Source organism: Gilliamella sp. Gris3-2 (assembly GCF_001690345.1).
In the GTDB taxonomy this organism is placed as follows: domain Bacteria; phylum Pseudomonadota; class Gammaproteobacteria; order Enterobacterales; family Orbaceae; genus Gilliamella; species Gilliamella bombi.
The window spans coordinates 1-15,456 of the sequence record NZ_LZHB01000056.1 but is presented as its reverse complement, the minus strand read 5'-3'; the positions used below and the strand labels follow the sequence as shown (position 1 = coordinate 15,456).

Here is a 15,456-nt window from a genome sequence, read left to right as displayed (position 1 = left end):
TTTATTAAAAAGATTAAATATTAAACTACCAAAAAATCAATTTTATTTTATCTAAAAAAGCAAGTGTTTTTATCATATTTTTGAGATTATTTGCTGTTCAAAATGCCCATAACTTAATCTAATTGTCCCTAAGTTATCGCCAAAGTCAGCCCCTTGCGATACCGTCACTCCTTTTGATAACAGTTTATTAAGCACAGCTAATTCTTGCGCTACCGTTTTTACAGGTAAATGCGCATATAAATGAAAGCCACCTAGTGGAGGTTGATAAGTAATCTCACCACCGAAATAGCAATCCAACCAATGCATTAACTGCTCTGCTTTGATTTGTAACGTTTGCCGTAGCTGTTGTTGATGGACAGTGTGATGATGTTGTAGATATTCTTGAGCTAATAATTGTGGCAATATACTTAACCCCGAATCAATGTGTTGCCGAATATTGGACAGATTTTTGATAATATTACGCGGTGCCACCATCCACCCAATACGAATATTTCCCCCTATATATTTTGATAGCGATCCTAAATAGATAACTTGATTATGCTGATCCCATTTTTTTATGGGCAATACTGGCAAATTTGGTTTAAACGCTAAACTGCTATAGGCGTCATCCTCAACAATACCTATACATTGCGAACGACAAAATGCAACAATTGCCTGTTTTCGTTTATTACTCATAACAAAGCCCATTGGGTTTTGAAATATAGGATTCAAAAATAACCACTTTATTTGATGTTGTTGTACGCAATTTGCTAGGCTTTCAAGAGTAATACCTTCATTATCACATTCAATACCATATAAACGTAATCCAGCAGCCTGAAACAAAGGTAAGGAGTAAAAATAGGAAGGAGATTCAATTCCAACTGCATCTCCTGGCTTAAGTAAACCCTGTGTAATAAGAAATAACGACTGCTGCGTGCCCGATGTAATTAAAATTTCGTTAATATCAACTTGCATAGAAAACTGAGTTTGCATGTAAGTTGCAATTTGAGCTTTAAGCGATGGTAAACCTAATTGTAATGCATCGCTGTTTTTTTCATGCATAATCAATTCATTTAACGAGGTATCAGGTAGCTGGAGTTTGGGAATTAAATTAGTTGGCAAATCACCATTAGCCAGATCGCAAATATGCACTTGTTGCGCACGCACTTGTGCCACTTTTTGTTGATAAAATGATTTTTTATCTCGATAAAAATGGGCTGGTAAACGCCAATTGATCGATGAATAGGTTTGCACGCCCCATTTTTTATTATTGACATAAGTGCCACTGCCTCGACGTCGAAGTAGTATGCTTCGTTCAGTCAACAGCTCCAGTGCATGTACTACAGTTGAGCGGTTAATCTGTAACATTTTAGCTAGCTCCCTTTCTGAAGGTAACTTTTCGCCAGCAATCAAAATTCCTTGCTCAATATAATGTTCAATTAAGTGAGTCAATTGTTGAAAAAGCGATCCTTCAAATTGGGTTAGTTTTTGTTTTTGCCACATATTTTATTTTAGACACTTGTTTTTTTTAGAAAATACATTAAAAATCAAATAAAATCAATAACCTATCTGAACTGTTTTTATAATAACACCAACAAACCTAAAATTGGATGGCTTTATTATAGTCCAATTGGCTGTTTCGTCTAACTGTTTCTTTTTGAATAATACTTTTCAAACAAGGCCAATTTTCAACTAGGAGTAAAAAATGAATCAAATTACAGGAACACAGACTGTTAAACGTGGTATGGCACAAATGCAAAAAGGCGGCGTAATTATGGATGTTGTTAATGCTGAACAAGCTAAAATTGCCGAACAAGCTGGTGCAGTTGCGGTAATGGCTTTAGAGCGAGTACCATCAGATATTCGAGCAGCTGGCGGTGTCGCTCGAATGGCAGATCCTACTATTGTTGAACAAGTCATGAATGCTGTTAGCATACCTGTTATGGCTAAAGCACGTATTGGCCACATTGTTGAAGCACGTATTTTAGAATCAATGGGGGTTGATTATATTGACGAAAGCGAAGTACTAACCCCAGCCGATGAACAGTACCATCTTCTTAAAGATGAATTTACCGTGCCTTTTGTTTGTGGTTGTCGTGATTTGGGTGAAGCACTGCGTCGAATTGGTGAAGGAGCATCAATGTTACGTACCAAAGGCGAACCAGGAACAGGGAATATTGTTGAAGCTGTTCGCCATATACGTAAAGTCAATGAGCAAATCCGTTTGGTAACAGGAAAATCAAAAGATGAGCTAATGACTTTTGCTAAAGAAATTGGCGCACCTTATGAACTTGTATTACAAGTAAAACAACTAGGTAAGTTACCAGTTGTGAATTTTGCCGCTGGTGGCGTTGCGACCCCTGCTGATGCGGCACTTATGATGCAACTGGGTGCTGATGGTGTTTTTGTTGGATCAGGCATTTTTAAATCTCAAAATCCAGAAAAGTTTGCCAAAGCCATTGTGCAAGCTACTACTTATTTTGATGATTATCCACGATTAGCCGAATTATCAAAAGGATTAGGCGAGGCCATGAAAGGCATTGAAATCAGCACACTTGCTCAATCAGAAAGAATGCAAGATCGAGGTTGGTAATGGCAAAATCATCCAAACTAAGCAATGTTAAGTACATTGGTGTGCTCAACTTACAAGGAGCAGTTAGTGAGCATATTTTGATGCTAAATAGTATTGATAATGTACAAGCAACACTAGTTCAGAAACCGGAACAATTAGCTAATTTAGATGGTTTAATCATTCCAGGCGGAGAGTCGACCACAATTAGTCGATTAATTAGACAAAATGGGCTTTTAGCGCCCATTCAACAATTTGCCAAACAAGGCAAAGGAATTTTAGGTACTTGTGCTGGGCTAGTGCTTTGTGGCAAAACGACAACTCATAACGAAGTCGAATTATTAGATTTGATGGATATTTGCGTTGAACGCAATGGTTTTGGTCGGCAAATTAACAGCTTTGAGACAACGTTAGATATACCAACTATTGGTGAGCAAATTCCAGCAGTATTTATTCGTGCTCCATATATTGCAAAAGCTGGTGAGCAAGTCAATCAGCTAGCTTTTATTGATAATCATTGTGTAATGGCGCAGCAAGATAACATTTTGACTTGCTCATTTCATCCCGAACTAACCGTCGATAATCGAATTATGAGTTATTTTGTTGAAAAATGCTGCAATTAGTTAATTAATAATCATTTTATACTATTGATAATGACAACTAGCTTAAGCGTTCAATAAAATTTTTGAACACAGCTAATAACCATAGCCAGCTATTCTGTCGGTAGACATCCACTGCCCTCGTCTGAGGGCTTTTTTGATTTATATGCCACCTACTCGGCGGTAAACCATTCAGTAATGATCGAAAAAGGCTTGGGAATTTTCTAAACCGCCTACTCGGCGGTAAACTTCAATTTGTTCAATAAAACCGCTCATGTAGCTTTCTAAACCGCCTACTCGGCGGTAAACCGTTGATAAAGCAAACCCTCAGCTTTCGATGATTTCTAAACCGCCTACTCGGCGGTAAACCGGATTCATTAGAAAGCCAACCTTGAACAGTTTTCTAAACCGCCTACTCGGCGGTAAACGACTTCAGTCGCTTTTTTTATATCTAAATCAATTTCTAAACCGCCTACTCGGCGGTAAACTAGAAACCGATATAATATAAACCTTGTTTCGCAAAAGACAAATAGGATTTTTGCTTTTGAAAACCCTTTTTTTTAGAGCTTTTTTAGTGTGTTGTTTTTATTTGATTTTATTTATTGTTAAAAAAAAGGGTTAGCAATAGTTTGATCTTTTTAAAATGAGTGAAATTATCTGTTCAAAAATTCATTTCTTAACTCACCATCCAAAATATTTAAAATTTCAAGCTTTCACTAGCGACTATTTGGCATTAACAACTAACATTAGATATGAGTATTAATATGAATTAAAACAAATAAATCCCTTTAGTTTGCCGCATCAGGCCGATAACTGTTATAATCTTTATTATTATTTTCAATGTTGGATCACCTACTATGTACATCATCTACGGTATCAAAAACTGCAACACGATGAAAAAAGCTTTTACTTGGCTTGATGATCATCATGTAAGCTATCAATTTCATAATTATAAAACCAACGGGCTTTCAGAGGAGCTGTTGGATGATTTTTTACAATTAGTTGATTGGCAAAGCTTGCTCAATACACGAGGTACTACTTGGCGTAAGTTAGATGAATCTATTCGTGCTGAGGTCAATAATGCTCAAACGGCTAAAAAGATTATGTTAGCCAATCCATCTGTTTTAAAACGCCCTTTGCTTATCGATGGGAAGCGTGCATTGTTGGGCTTTTCAGAGGAACTTTATTCACAATTTATTTCGCAATCTAAATAAAAATCGAGACCACTATGATTGAACCTGTTATTGCACTGACTCAAGCACTCATCGCCGAAAAATCAATAAGTCCTGACGATAAAAATTGTCAAAAAATGATTATTGAACGGCTAAAACCGCTCGGTTTTACTATTGAAGAAGTTAATCTTGGAAAGACCAAAAACTTATGGGCTTATCATGGCGAAGCTAACAGCAAAACTTTAATGTTTGCAGGACATACCGATGTCGTACCTGCTGGTGATGAAAGCAAATGGCTTTATCCTCCGTTTTCGCCAACCATTGATGAACAAGGCGTGCTTTATGGACGTGGTGCATCTGACATGAAAAGTGGCGTTGCTGCCATGGTTTGTGCGGCTGAAGATTTTGTTAAGCAACATCCAAATCACGCTGGGCGAGTAGCTTTTTTAATTACATCGGACGAAGAAGCCGATGCAACCGATGGCACTGTTAAGGTTGTCGATTTGCTAATGAAACGTCAAGAACGTGTTGATTATTGTATCGTGGGCGAACCGTCAAGCGATGCTGTACTTGGCGATCAAATTAAAAACGGTCGCCGTGGTTCACTAACAGCTAATTTAGTTGTGCATGGTATTCAAGGCCATGTGGCCTATCCTCACCTTGCCGATAACCCTGTCCATCGTTTTGCTCCTGCTTTAAATGAACTAGTTAGCACTGTTTGGGATGAAGGCAATCAGTATTTTCCTCAAACAACTATGCAAATTGCCAATATTAATGGTGGTACAGGTGCCGAAAACGTTGTGCCGGGTGATCTAAGTGTGCAATTTAACTTTCGCTATAGTAGTGAATTGACCGATACGATAATTAAAGCGCGCGTTGAGCAAATTTTACAAAAACATAATTTGAACTATACGTTATCTTGGCGATTATCAGGACATCCTTTTTTGACGCCACAAGGCGATTTAACTAATGCTGCTGCAAGTGCTATTAAGGAATTTACCAACATTGATACCAAGCTATCGACCAGCGGAGGTACGTCGGATGGACGCTTTATTGCTAAAATGGGCTGTCAAGTGATCGAACTAGGTGTATTAAATAAGACTATTCACAAAATCAACGAAAACGCCAACTGCAAAGATATAATTACCTTAACTGCAATTTATAACCGCATATTAGAAAAATTACTGTTGGCATAATTGCGGCACAATTGTTATTGTGCCTAGCTATTATAACTTGGAGATAGCGATTTTTATCTAAGAGGAAGTACGATGGAATGGCTTAAAGATTACTGGTGGATAATTGTGGTGATTTTAATTGGGATTTTTATTAATACTATTAAGGCGCTGAATCGACTAAGTTATAAAGCGTATCTTGAAAAAAAGAAAGGGATAAAACCTATCCCTTATCAAGATGATGACGACGATTGGCCATCAACAAATTCGACGAAGAAAAAATAACGCCCTGCTTAACGAAAGTCTTGGCTACTACTATCAAATAAGGCTTGATGACGGTAGCGATCAACCCACATTGCCGTTGCGCCACATACCGCAATAGGCATAACAATTAAATTAAGCAATGGCACCATGGTAAAAAAGCTGACTATCATACCAAAAGTTAAATTATCTACCCGATCTTGCTTGAGTAATTCACGCATACGGTGAAAAGTAATTTTGTGGTTATCAAAGGCATAATCAGCATATTGGATATTAATTTGCCAAGCGGTAAATAAAAACCAAACCACTGGCGTTACTGATTGCCCAATAACAGGAATAAAGTAAGTTAGCAGTATCGGAATTGCCCATAATAAATAGTTAACTAGTTTTTGTAGTTCACGTTTAAAAATACGAGGAAGATCCTTAATAAGACTCATCCACGACATATCTGCTGCGGGAGTCCCCGTTAATTGTGCTTCAACTTGTTCAGCTAACAAGCCATTAAACGGAGCCGCTATAATATTGGTTACCGTACTAAAGAAATAACAAAACAAAATAACCAAAGCTAAAATAACCATAAAAACAATAATATAACCAAGCCAATGCAACCAACTTGGCATATACGACACTCCCCAATCAACCATGCCCGAGATAGCCGTAAAGAACCAATAAAATAATGCTGACATAATCACAACATTGGCAATTAATGGTAAAAAAACAAATCGCTTAATGCCTGGACTAAACGCCAATGACCAACCTTTAAAAAAATACTCAATACCTGTTGTGGGTTGATTGTTTGAATTTTGAGTTTGTTTTTTTGAATGGCGATGTTGTGCTTGGTTTTCTAATTTATTTTGCGTCACATTCAATTCCTTTTTAATTAAAACGAATTATGTTGAAACTAGTTAAGTTTAAACTAGTTGGGTAAAAATTAAGTTGAACTTAAACATGGTAACTATTGTAAACATAGCCCTTGGTAACCTGCAATGATAATCAGCTATCTTTATTATTGTTTTTTTCGTCAAAAAGCACATTATTGCCATTATTTACTAACTATGAATCGCTAACTATGAATTACTAATTTGAATTGCTAACCATGTTTTGATCTCTTGCTTGATGGTTTGCATTAATGCATTTTTTCCTGCAAGTTGATATGAACTAATGAGCAAAGATTGATTGTTTTTGCTTTTTATCAGTGCTGATAACACAGGCAATGTTAGTTGTTGCTGTGGTTGTGATTGTGGTTTTTGCCATTGTTGATGCGTTTGATTATAGCGAACTAATCGACACAGTGTGGCATAAGTGGCTTCAAACGGTCGATGATAGTAAGCAAATCCATTTAGTTCATCAAAATCGTAGGCGTCTAAATCTTGTGTTAGTTGTGACTTATCCTTACTTTCAATAATATCAGTAAATGGTAAATCAATAATATCTTTGAGCCAATCAACATTACGATGTAATTTTTGTTTTAATTTAATGGTTAGATTTCGCCCTGAATCAGTTAATGGCTTTAGCGCCATAACTGAATAACTACCACTATTTGCCTGTTTATGACTACTGACGTGCACCAAAACAAACCCACAAGCAATCCAAAATTGGTAATTAGACGAGGTATAAGCAAAGCTAACCGATAAAAAGTCAATATTCTGAGCTTTGGCATCTTCAAAGATAGCTTGCACAAGTTGCCTTGCTATATTTTGTCGCCGATAGGCACTAATAACCGCAATACGATTAATCCGAACTGAGCGCAATTTAGCCGCCTGCGGCTCACCTGCGTGGGCGACTAACGACTGTGCTACTAAATTACCTTTTGGTCGACGCGTACCTTGCCACACTTCGGTGATTAAACTATCAGGTAAGTTACCTTCAATAACAGTCAGTGCAGCAGCTATTTGGTTATTGTTAGCTGTCGCTTGCCAAATTGTCAAATTTTGCGCATCAAACAGACGTCTTAAATCAACTAACGTAGTTTGGTAATGAGCTACTTTCAATAAATAAAATATTGACCTTAATGTATCAACATTATTACGTTCAACTTTTGAATATTGGATTAATGATAGGCATGCATCAAAATTATCGCCCTTTGTTAATAAACCATTAAGTAACAATCGATCGCTAAATTGCTCTAGCATATCGCCTGCCTGCCAGCGGATAGGGCTAAATAGCTGAAAATATTGATATGCTTTATTTGATAACAATTTCAACAAAAAGCCCTGTCCTGTGCCCTCATACCCATCAGCAGTCGTTGTTAATAATACTCGAGTGTTATTTGTTTTAGCTAGTTTTAACAATTTTTCCAGCATGGGAAGTGGGATCATGGCAGCTTCATCAATAATTAAATAATCGGCAACGGTAATACATGATTGAGCAATTAATTCATCTGGGGCAAAAAATGGGGTATCGGGCTTAGCAAAAGCAAAAAAGGTGGTCAGTGCTGATTTATTTGGTGCTGTCACAATACAACGTTGGTAATGGCTAAATAATCCAGCTAGTGCCGATTTACCGCGTCCACGTTTAGCGACTAATACGTTAATAGGCTTAGTGCTATTTAATAATTGTTTTAAAGTTGCTTGTTGCTCGGCTAAATCACAAACGTCATCAATAATAACTTCAGGCAGGGATATCTTAGAGGATATAACCTGTTTTGATGAAATTTTAGGATAAATTGATAAACCAAATTCAGTTAAAGTCTGTATTAAATGTGCAACGAAATTAGGCACATTAATGGGCATTTGGCTTTCGTTCCAGCGTAAGCTATCTTGATCATGCCAAGTAGACAGATTCTTAGGCAAGAATAAAACCAATATACTACCTTTAACTAACGTGCCAACAAGCATAGCAAAGGCATCAAGATTAAATCCTACCGTTGCATCAAAAATAGCATGCCGATACTGCCGTCCCAACAACTGTTTAGTTTGATTGGGCGGTATTACATCAGAAATTAATGTGTTGGGTAAATAACTAGAAAGTTCAAAGTGAGATGTAACCGTTAACCAATCACCTGAGTAATGACAAATAGCCTGGCTAAGTTGCTCGAATAACTGTGTGGCTTCACCCTGTAACACCCATAGCGTTCTTGTGCTGTTGGGATACTTGTGCATAAGGTTAACTTTTTCCAATTAACAACGACAAAATACCTGCAGCAATCAGAGGACCAACAGGAATACCTTTGAAAAAAGCCACACCAATTAGCGTACCAATAATTAAACCATTAATAATTGTAGGGTGCGCACCAATGAGGGATATACCTCGCGTACCTAGCCACGATACTAAAATTCCAACAAAAATAGCTAATATAGATTGCCAAGTGGTAAATGATTTAGCAATATCGCCTATTTTTAACGAGCCATCAGCTAAAGGCACCATCATTGCGGCAGTTAAAATAACAATACCAATTGTTAAGCCATATTGATTTAAAAACGGAAAATAAGTGGCAAGCGGCGTTAATTTAAACAGTAACAATAACAGCACTGCAAATGTCACGGTATTATTGTGTGTTAAATAACAAAGCGCCGCTAACCCCAAAAGTAGAAAAAAAGAGATATCAAACTGTGCAAACATTAGAAAGGAACACCAATTCGTTTTGCTACTTCTTCATAGGCTTCAATCACACCCCCTAAACCTTGGCGAAAGCGATCTTTGTCCATTTTTTTCATTGTCTCTTTTTCCCACAAACGACAACCATCAGGAGAAAACTCATCACCCAAAGTGATTTCGCCTTTAAATAATCCAAATTCGAGTTTGTAATCAACCAATATTAGTCCTGCTTTATCAAACAAATCAGTCAAGATGGTGTTAATTTTAAAGCTAAGTTCTTTCATTCTAGCAAGTTGATCATCGCTAGCCCAACCGAAAGCCTTGCAGTGTGATTCATTAACCATTGGATCATGCAATGCATCGTTTTTTAGGAATAATTCAAACGTAGGAGGATTTAAAACTTTACCTTCTTCAACTCCTAAACGTTTAACTAAAGAGCCCGCTGCTCTATTACGTACCACACATTCAACAGGTACCATTTGCAACTTTTTAACCAGCACTTCATTGTCAGATAATAAGGCTTCAACTTGAGTTGGAATGCCAGCTTCACGCAATTTGCTCATAATAAAATAGTTAAATTTATTATTAACCATGCCTTTACGATCTAACTGTTCAATACGCAAGCCATCAAATGCCGATGTATCATTACGAAACTCAAGAATTAATAAATCGGAGTTTTCGGTGGTATATACTGTTTTAGCTTTACCACGATAAAGCTCAGCCAACTTTTTCATGTTTATAACCTTATATCAATTGCCAATAAATAATTAAGGAGCTATTCGCTCCTTAAATTCCAAACTTACTCTTGATTTGCACCGCTTACTGCTGTTGCTGTTTTTTTGCCTTCGGCATTTTCTTTTTCAGCCTCTTTATCTTGTGCTTTTCGTGGTACAGCCCGAACTGAATCAGGTGCAACATCATCCATTATGTCATTAAATAAACTTACAACATAGCGTTGCACTTCAATTGGTTGCGAAATTAAATCTTCAGTACCACGGGTTAATGAGGTGATTGAAATGGTGATTGTTTCAGTATCGCCTACCAAGTTTCGTGTCATTGAATAAGTGGCTTCAACGGCTCGATTTTCGTCTGCACGCACCATAAAGGCTTTATTGGTTTTAATGCTGTTATTATCACGGCTAGCGATAAAGATATTTTTCTTATTTAGGCTGTTAGGAATACGATCCCAGACATTATTGCTTAATGGCACATTAAAAGTGACCGAACCGTTATTATAAATCGCAAATGCATCTTGAATAGTTGGGATCGGTAAAATTGGCGGTCTAATATCAAGCTTTTTACCTAATTCGCCTTTAACCTCAGTTTTAACAACATAAAAATCGCCACTTTCCGCAGGCACCGAAACACCTTCAGGAATAATTAACGGTTTTAACGTAGGTGATTTAAGGTAATCTTCATTACCTTCAACTTCACGCTTATAATTTTGATCACTACCACAGCCAACAAGAAATAAAGAAGTCACAACGGTTAAAACAGCTGTTTTTTTAATGACGTTACCTTTAAATAAGGTTAAGTTTAATGTTCTGTTTAATGTGCTATTTAACATAAATATCTGCTTTTAAAATTAAAGGTTATATTACAATAAATTCGCGTCTTTTAACGCTTGTTCAACCGCAGGAATTGACGATGTGCTCAATGAGACCATTGGTAATCTAATTGTTGCATTTTGCATTAAACCTAATCTTGCACAAGCCCACTTAGCAGGTGTTGGATTGGGTTCAATGAACAAATTGTGATGTAAAGCCATTAAAGTATCGTTTAAATTGCGGGCTTCTTTAATTTGATTATTAGCCGCAAGCTGACAAACTGTAGCAACCGCCTTAGCTGCAACATTAGCTGTAACAGAAATAACGCCATCGCCACCTAAAATCATAAAATCTAAAAAGGTTGAATCATCACCACTCAATAATTTAAAATCAGGCCCAACCAATTTTCGAGTAGGATAAACTCTCGAAAGATCGCCTGTTGCATCTTTTAATGCAACAATATTTTTGATTTTAGCTAACCGTCCAACAGTTTCAGGCTTGATATCACTACTCGTACGGCCTGGTACATTATATAAAATCTGTGGCAACTCCGTACTTTCGGCAATAGCTTTAAAGTGCTGATACATACCTTCTTGTGTCGGTTTATTATAATAAGGTGCAACCGTTAAACAGCCTACGACGCCAATATTTTCGACCTTACTGGTTAATTCTATAGCCTCCTTCGTTGCGTTTGCGCCTGTGCCAGCAATAATGGCAATGCGCCCATCAGCATAGTCAATTGTTCTTTTAATTACATCAATATGCTCGTGGTGATCAAGTGTTGCTGATTCGCCTGTTGTACCAACCGAAACAATACCCGATGTTCCATTTGCAATATGATATTCGACCAATTTTTTTAAGCTTACGTGGTCAACGTTTCCTTTTGTATCCATGGGAGTAACAAGTGCGACCAGACTTCCTGTAAACATAAAATGACCTCTCATATAATTGGTTTATAACACAACGTAAAGAATAAAAATCTGCGGATAAGTATGCGATATTTCTAGACTAAATTCAACTTTTGTTATACAGGATTATCAATATCGACAAAAATAACCTCAACACCGTAACAGCTCGCTAACCATTCACCCAATTTTTTAATACCGTAACGTTCGGTAGCATGGTGTCCAGCGGCATAAAAATTAATACCATATTCACGTGCAATATGGATAGTGCGTTCAGACACTTCGCCAGTAAAAAAAGCATCCACTCCCATTAATGCTGCTTGTTCAATATAATCTTGCCCTCCACCACTACACCATCCAATACGATTAATAACTTGTGGAGCATTATCTCCACAAAATAGTACACGTTGTTGGTTATTGTGTAATACTTGCTCAAGTTGTTGTTTAAATTGTAAAGCAGTAAGTGGCTTGTTTAATGTACCAGTAAAAAGCAGATCGGTAATGTCATTGCGTTTATCGACTGAAATACCCAATAAGTTAGCCAGTTCAATATTGTTGCCCAAAACAGCATGACCATCTAATGGCAAGTGATAACCATATAAATTAATATCGTTAGTTAACAGTGTTTTAATCCTTTGATATTTAATACCTGTAATGGTTTGTGGTTCACTCTTCCAAAAATAACCATGATGAACCAGAACTGCGTCAGCTTTTAATTCAACCGCCTTATCTAACAATAACTGGCAAGCGGTCACGCCTGTGACAATTTTATTCACTTGCTTGCGCCCCTGCACTTGCAATCCATTTGGCGCATAGTCACGATAACGACTAATTTGTAGTTCGTTATTAATAATCTGTTCTAATTCAAAGTTGTGCATTATTCGCTCAATTTTAATATTATTTAATAATAATTGATGATTATAATCACTTTAACCAATAATCGCACCTACTCATTGGTTTAATGTAATTTGAATAAAACTACTGTATTGGCTTTTTACAAAGATTAACAAATTGAATACAAACTCTTGTAGCCAATGCTAGGCGAACTGGTTAAAAGATGGCATAATAACACCTTTTTTGATAGATAAGAAAAATTAACGTGCCAAACGCCAAATTATGTGAACGCTTTCGTGGGTTTTATCCTGTTGTAATTGATATTGAAACGTCTGGATTCGATCCAAAACTCAACGCTATTTTAGAAATCGCCGCTATCACCTTAAAAATGACCCCAGATGGTTGGCTAGAGCCAGATCAATCCTTACAATTTAATGTCAATCCATTTAGTGGTGCAATTTTAGAACCAGCAGCCCTTGCTTTTAATGGCATCGATCCTGATAATCCACTTCGTGGCGGTGTTGACGAAAAGCTCGCCTTAGACGAAATTTTTAAAATGGTTAGATCTGGCATAAAAGCTAGTGAATGTACTCGAGCAGTGATTGTTGCTCATAACGCACACTTTGATCATAGTTTTTTAATGGCGGCTGCTGAACGCACAGGCATAAAACGCAACCCATTCCACCCATTTGCTACCTTTGACACTGCGTCACTCAGTGGTTTGGTTTTTGGCCAAACAGTGCTCGCCAAAGCCTGTCAAGCAGCGCAAATCACATTCGATCATAAGCAAGCTCACAGTGCGCTATATGATACACAAAAAACGGCAATACTTTTTTGTAAAATTGTTAATCGACTTAAATCACTTGGAGGATGGCCTTTGGCTGTTACAGATTCCGATGTAGATACAAAAATCGAAAAAGATTTAGATAATAAACAACAATATGAACAGTAACAATTTCAAGAGTAAACAGTATTAATTTACAAAAATAAAAAAGCGCGCCTATTTTGCGCGCTTAGTTTACCATACTGCATCAAATTAGGATTTATACTTTTCCGCAGTTTGCTTAATAAGCGCTTGTAGTTCGCCAGTTTGAAACATCTCTAGCATAATATCACAACCACCTACTAATTCGCCTTCAACCCATAATTGTGGAAACGTTGGCCAATTAGCGAATTTAGGTAATTCGGCACGAATATCAGGGTTTTGTAAAATATCAACGTAAGCAAACGCTTCACCACATTGCGACAAAACCTGCACCGCCTGAGCCGAAAAGCCACAGCTTGGCAATTTTGGCGAACCTTTCATATATAAAATAATCGGGTTATCGGCAATTTGTTTTTTGATTTTGTCGAGTGTTGTCATTTCAGTCGTCATGCGATTTCCTTGGTAATTTATTGTAATAATGCGAGCTATTTTAACGTACAATTTTGCTTGTTCCTACTGGTATCTTATAACCAAGCTACTTAATGGGGATTTTTAGAGCAAATTATGGAGGCGTTATTTTTTTAAAACAATTAAAATAAAAATAATAAAACCAACCTAATCCCTGACGTTTTTTTGCTGGAAAAAGTGGGTTTTACTGGATTTACCTTTGCACAAGGAGCCTCTTTGTCGACTCGTGGCCTTCTGCTTAAGCAGAAGGCGCTTTCTTTAATTAGCCTATCACTCAAGGATTAAGAATTAAATGCTAAGGAGTTGTACAAATCACATACGAGGAGAAACTTGGAAAAAGACCCATCACGCTACCATTTCCATTTACAACGAATGAATCATCACCTGTCCAGTACTCTCCGAAGCGGTTGAAGTTTGTACCAGAGTAACCGGCCAACAGCCCCCATTCCGTAAAAAATCCTGCCCCTATTCGGCGCTGATAATGATTACCTGTTGATGATGGCGTAGCACCGACAGCTCCATTACATCGCCTATCTGTATTCAAACCAAAACACACAGCATTAGTCAGATCCTTTACCTGTGGTATACGATATCCTAACCCCCTACACCAATCAGCTTGCTGAAAAGAATACGCTCCTTGATCTCCTCTGTGAACAAACCACTTTTGTAATACAAATGCATATCTTACTATCTCATTACCGCTTCTATCTCTCCCCACTAATACGAATTCCCACGGTAACCTTGGTACAGTAATTCGACTTGGATAAGGATTATACCATTGAAATCTAGCCTCTGGCCCCTTTAGAGTAACACGTGTTACCATTTCTTTAGTCCATCTATCGTTTGTCATTGTCCTTTTTACGGTGACGGTTATTCCATCATGCGTGACTGGTGTCCATGTCAATTGATCTGGATCAACGCCCTTTATCGCTAAATCAAAAAATAATCCATCAGCCCCTGTGGTTGGAAAATTAGATTTTGGATCTGATTGAATGGGAAATCCCTCTTTTACATTCCATGCGTCAATAGGGCCTGCATATTGATCTGTACCCCAATCCTTATTTGGCCTTACATAACTAATAGCTGGTATAAAAGGTTCATCTGGTAATGGTTCTGATGGTAATATTATGGCATCACTACGATAATTATTCGCTCGACCACTTGTGCTAGCCAATGCCTCTAAACTCCATAAATAGGGCAATAATAACAGCCCCAACACCAACAAAATTTTTCGGAACAACTTCGATGATGAGTTGAGAGATAATTTGGAAAATATAAATGAGTTTCGTGCAAAAACTCGTCGGATAAAATTATTTGATAAATTTAAGGCATAGGTTTGCCAGGCCTTGTGCCTTGTGCCTTGTGCCTTGTGCCTAAAATAATAATGCATTTTATTTCACCTGTCAAGTAATTATTTGTTTTATTTAGATTTTTATAATTATTCGCTTATTTAATAAGCATGTTTTCCTATAGTGATAAAAGTATAAC

The 15,456-nt window shown here is 37.2% G+C and carries 16 protein-coding genes and 1 CRISPR repeat array; of the genes, 6 read left to right on the top strand and 10 right to left on the bottom strand.

Annotation, left to right across the window (positions count from 1 at the left end; genetic code table 11):
- Positions 1 to 72 precede the first annotated feature (72 nt).
- Complete coding sequence (locus tag A9G32_RS07790) at positions 73 to 1,482, bottom strand: aminotransferase-like domain-containing protein (RefSeq protein WP_065589982.1); 1,410 nt, start codon at positions 1,480 to 1,482, stop codon at positions 73 to 75.
- Between the two features lie 202 nt (positions 1,483 to 1,684).
- On the opposite strand from A9G32_RS07790, the gene pdxS reads away from it, so the two are divergent.
- The 5 genes from pdxS (at position 1,685) to A9G32_RS07765 (ending at position 5,776) form a co-directional block, all read left to right on the top strand.
- Positions 1,685 to 2,572, top strand: coding sequence for a pyridoxal 5'-phosphate synthase lyase subunit PdxS (gene pdxS / locus A9G32_RS07785; protein ID WP_065589983.1), 888 nt, complete (start codon positions 1,685 to 1,687; stop codon positions 2,570 to 2,572).
- Positions 2,572 to 3,171, top strand: coding sequence for a pyridoxal 5'-phosphate synthase glutaminase subunit PdxT (pdxT, locus tag A9G32_RS07780; protein WP_065589984.1), 600 nt, complete (start codon positions 2,572 to 2,574; stop codon positions 3,169 to 3,171). Before pdxS ends, pdxT begins: the two co-directional genes overlap by 1 nt.
- 137 nt (positions 3,172 to 3,308) lie before the next feature.
- Positions 3,309 to 3,635: direct repeats of the CRISPR family, unit length 28 nt; unit sequence TTTCTAAACCGCCTACTCGGCGGTAAAC.
- Between the two features lie 369 nt (positions 3,636 to 4,004).
- Positions 4,005 to 4,361: an ArsC family reductase gene (locus A9G32_RS07775; protein WP_065589985.1), complete on the top strand. Its 357-nt coding sequence runs from the start codon at positions 4,005 to 4,007 to the stop codon at positions 4,359 to 4,361.
- A 14-nt stretch (positions 4,362 to 4,375) separates the two neighbouring features.
- Positions 4,376 to 5,515 (top strand): succinyl-diaminopimelate desuccinylase, encoded by a 1,140-nt coding sequence (gene dapE / locus A9G32_RS07770; protein ID WP_065589986.1) that lies wholly within the window; start codon positions 4,376 to 4,378, stop codon positions 5,513 to 5,515.
- Positions 5,516 to 5,587: 72 nt separating this feature from the next.
- Complete coding sequence (locus tag A9G32_RS07765; RefSeq protein WP_065589987.1) at positions 5,588 to 5,776, top strand: YpfN family protein; 189 nt, start codon at positions 5,588 to 5,590, stop codon at positions 5,774 to 5,776.
- Positions 5,777 to 5,784: 8 nt separating this feature from the next.
- On the opposite strand, the gene cysZ is transcribed toward A9G32_RS07765, so the two are convergent.
- The 7 genes from cysZ to A9G32_RS07730 all read right to left on the bottom strand — a co-directional run bounded on the left by cysZ (position 5,785) and on the right by A9G32_RS07730 (position 12,619).
- Positions 5,785 to 6,615 (bottom strand): sulfate transporter CysZ, encoded by an 831-nt coding sequence (gene cysZ / locus A9G32_RS07760; protein ID WP_081296793.1) that lies wholly within the window; start codon positions 6,613 to 6,615, stop codon positions 5,785 to 5,787.
- A 204-nt stretch (positions 6,616 to 6,819) separates the two neighbouring features.
- Positions 6,820 to 8,853 (bottom strand): tRNA(Met) cytidine acetyltransferase TmcA, encoded by a 2,034-nt coding sequence (locus A9G32_RS07755; protein ID WP_065589988.1) that lies wholly within the window; start codon positions 8,851 to 8,853, stop codon positions 6,820 to 6,822.
- A 4-nt stretch (positions 8,854 to 8,857) separates the two neighbouring features.
- Positions 8,858 to 9,313, bottom strand: a complete 456-nt coding sequence (locus A9G32_RS07750) for a DUF441 domain-containing protein (RefSeq protein WP_065560553.1) — start codon at positions 9,311 to 9,313, stop codon at positions 8,858 to 8,860.
- Positions 9,313 to 10,023 (bottom strand): phosphoribosylaminoimidazolesuccinocarboxamide synthase, encoded by a 711-nt coding sequence (purC, locus tag A9G32_RS07745; protein WP_065589989.1) that lies wholly within the window; start codon positions 10,021 to 10,023, stop codon positions 9,313 to 9,315. Before purC ends, A9G32_RS07750 begins: the two co-directional genes overlap by 1 nt.
- Positions 10,024 to 10,088: 65 nt before the next feature.
- Positions 10,089 to 10,856, bottom strand: a complete 768-nt coding sequence (gene bamC, locus A9G32_RS07740; RefSeq protein ID WP_065589990.1) for an outer membrane protein assembly factor BamC — start codon at positions 10,854 to 10,856, stop codon at positions 10,089 to 10,091.
- Between the two features lie 30 nt (positions 10,857 to 10,886).
- Positions 10,887 to 11,765 carry a 4-hydroxy-tetrahydrodipicolinate synthase gene (dapA, locus tag A9G32_RS07735; RefSeq protein ID WP_065589991.1) on the bottom strand — a complete coding sequence of 293 codons (879 nt, stop codon included), beginning with the start codon at positions 11,763 to 11,765 and terminating at the stop codon, positions 10,887 to 10,889.
- Between the two features lie 95 nt (positions 11,766 to 11,860).
- On the bottom strand, positions 11,861 to 12,619 hold the full coding sequence (locus A9G32_RS07730; protein ID WP_065589992.1) for a Nif3-like dinuclear metal center hexameric protein: 759 nt from the start codon (positions 12,617 to 12,619) through the stop codon (positions 11,861 to 11,863).
- A gap of 221 nt (positions 12,620 to 12,840) precedes the next feature.
- Between A9G32_RS07730 and rnt the strand changes: the two genes are divergently transcribed.
- Positions 12,841 to 13,527 (top strand): ribonuclease T, encoded by a 687-nt coding sequence (rnt, locus tag A9G32_RS07725; protein ID WP_208610447.1) that lies wholly within the window; start codon positions 12,841 to 12,843, stop codon positions 13,525 to 13,527.
- A gap of 84 nt (positions 13,528 to 13,611) precedes the next feature.
- On the opposite strand, the gene A9G32_RS07720 is transcribed toward rnt, so the two are convergent.
- A complete protein-coding gene (locus tag A9G32_RS07720; protein WP_065560580.1) occupies positions 13,612 to 13,938 on the bottom strand; it encodes a Grx4 family monothiol glutaredoxin in 327 nt (108 codons plus the stop codon).
- A gap of 325 nt (positions 13,939 to 14,263) precedes the next feature.
- The gene (locus A9G32_RS07715; protein ID WP_065640663.1) at positions 14,264 to 15,358 is read right to left on the bottom strand and encodes a hypothetical protein; all 1,095 of its coding nucleotides are present in this window, start codon (positions 15,356 to 15,358) and stop codon (positions 14,264 to 14,266) included.
- Between the last annotated feature and the right edge of the window lie 98 nt (positions 15,359 to 15,456).

Coding starts and splice junctions, on each gene's coding strand:
- pdxS (WP_065589983.1), top strand. CDS start 1,685: ATGAATCAAATTACAGGAACACAGACTGTTAAACGTGGTATGGCACAA.
- A9G32_RS07720 (WP_065560580.1), bottom strand. CDS start 13,938: ATGACAACACTCGACAAAATCAAAAAACAAATTGCCGATAACCCGATT.
- A9G32_RS07765 (WP_065589987.1), top strand. CDS start 5,588: ATGGAATGGCTTAAAGATTACTGGTGGATAATTGTGGTGATTTTAATT.
- dapA (WP_065589991.1), bottom strand. CDS start 11,765: ATGTTTACAGGAAGTCTGGTCGCACTTGTTACTCCCATGGATACAAAA.
- A9G32_RS07750 (WP_065560553.1), bottom strand. CDS start 9,313: ATGTTTGCACAGTTTGATATCTCTTTTTTTCTACTTTTGGGGTTAGCG.
- bamC (WP_065589990.1), bottom strand. CDS start 10,856: ATGTTAAATAGCACATTAAACAGAACATTAAACTTAACCTTATTTAAA.
- A9G32_RS07775 (WP_065589985.1), top strand. CDS start 4,005: ATGTACATCATCTACGGTATCAAAAACTGCAACACGATGAAAAAAGCT.
- A9G32_RS07730 (WP_065589992.1), bottom strand. CDS start 12,619: ATGCACAACTTTGAATTAGAACAGATTATTAATAACGAACTACAAATT.
- purC (WP_065589989.1), bottom strand. CDS start 10,023: ATGAAAAAGTTGGCTGAGCTTTATCGTGGTAAAGCTAAAACAGTATAT.
- A9G32_RS07790 (WP_065589982.1), bottom strand. CDS start 1,482: ATGTGGCAAAAACAAAAACTAACCCAATTTGAAGGATCGCTTTTTCAA.
- A9G32_RS07755 (WP_065589988.1), bottom strand. CDS start 8,853: ATGCACAAGTATCCCAACAGCACAAGAACGCTATGGGTGTTACAGGGT.
- dapE (WP_065589986.1), top strand. CDS start 4,376: ATGATTGAACCTGTTATTGCACTGACTCAAGCACTCATCGCCGAAAAA.
- A9G32_RS07715 (WP_065640663.1), bottom strand. CDS start 15,358: ATGCATTATTATTTTAGGCACAAGGCACAAGGCACAAGGCACAAGGCC.
- pdxT (WP_065589984.1), top strand. CDS start 2,572: ATGGCAAAATCATCCAAACTAAGCAATGTTAAGTACATTGGTGTGCTC.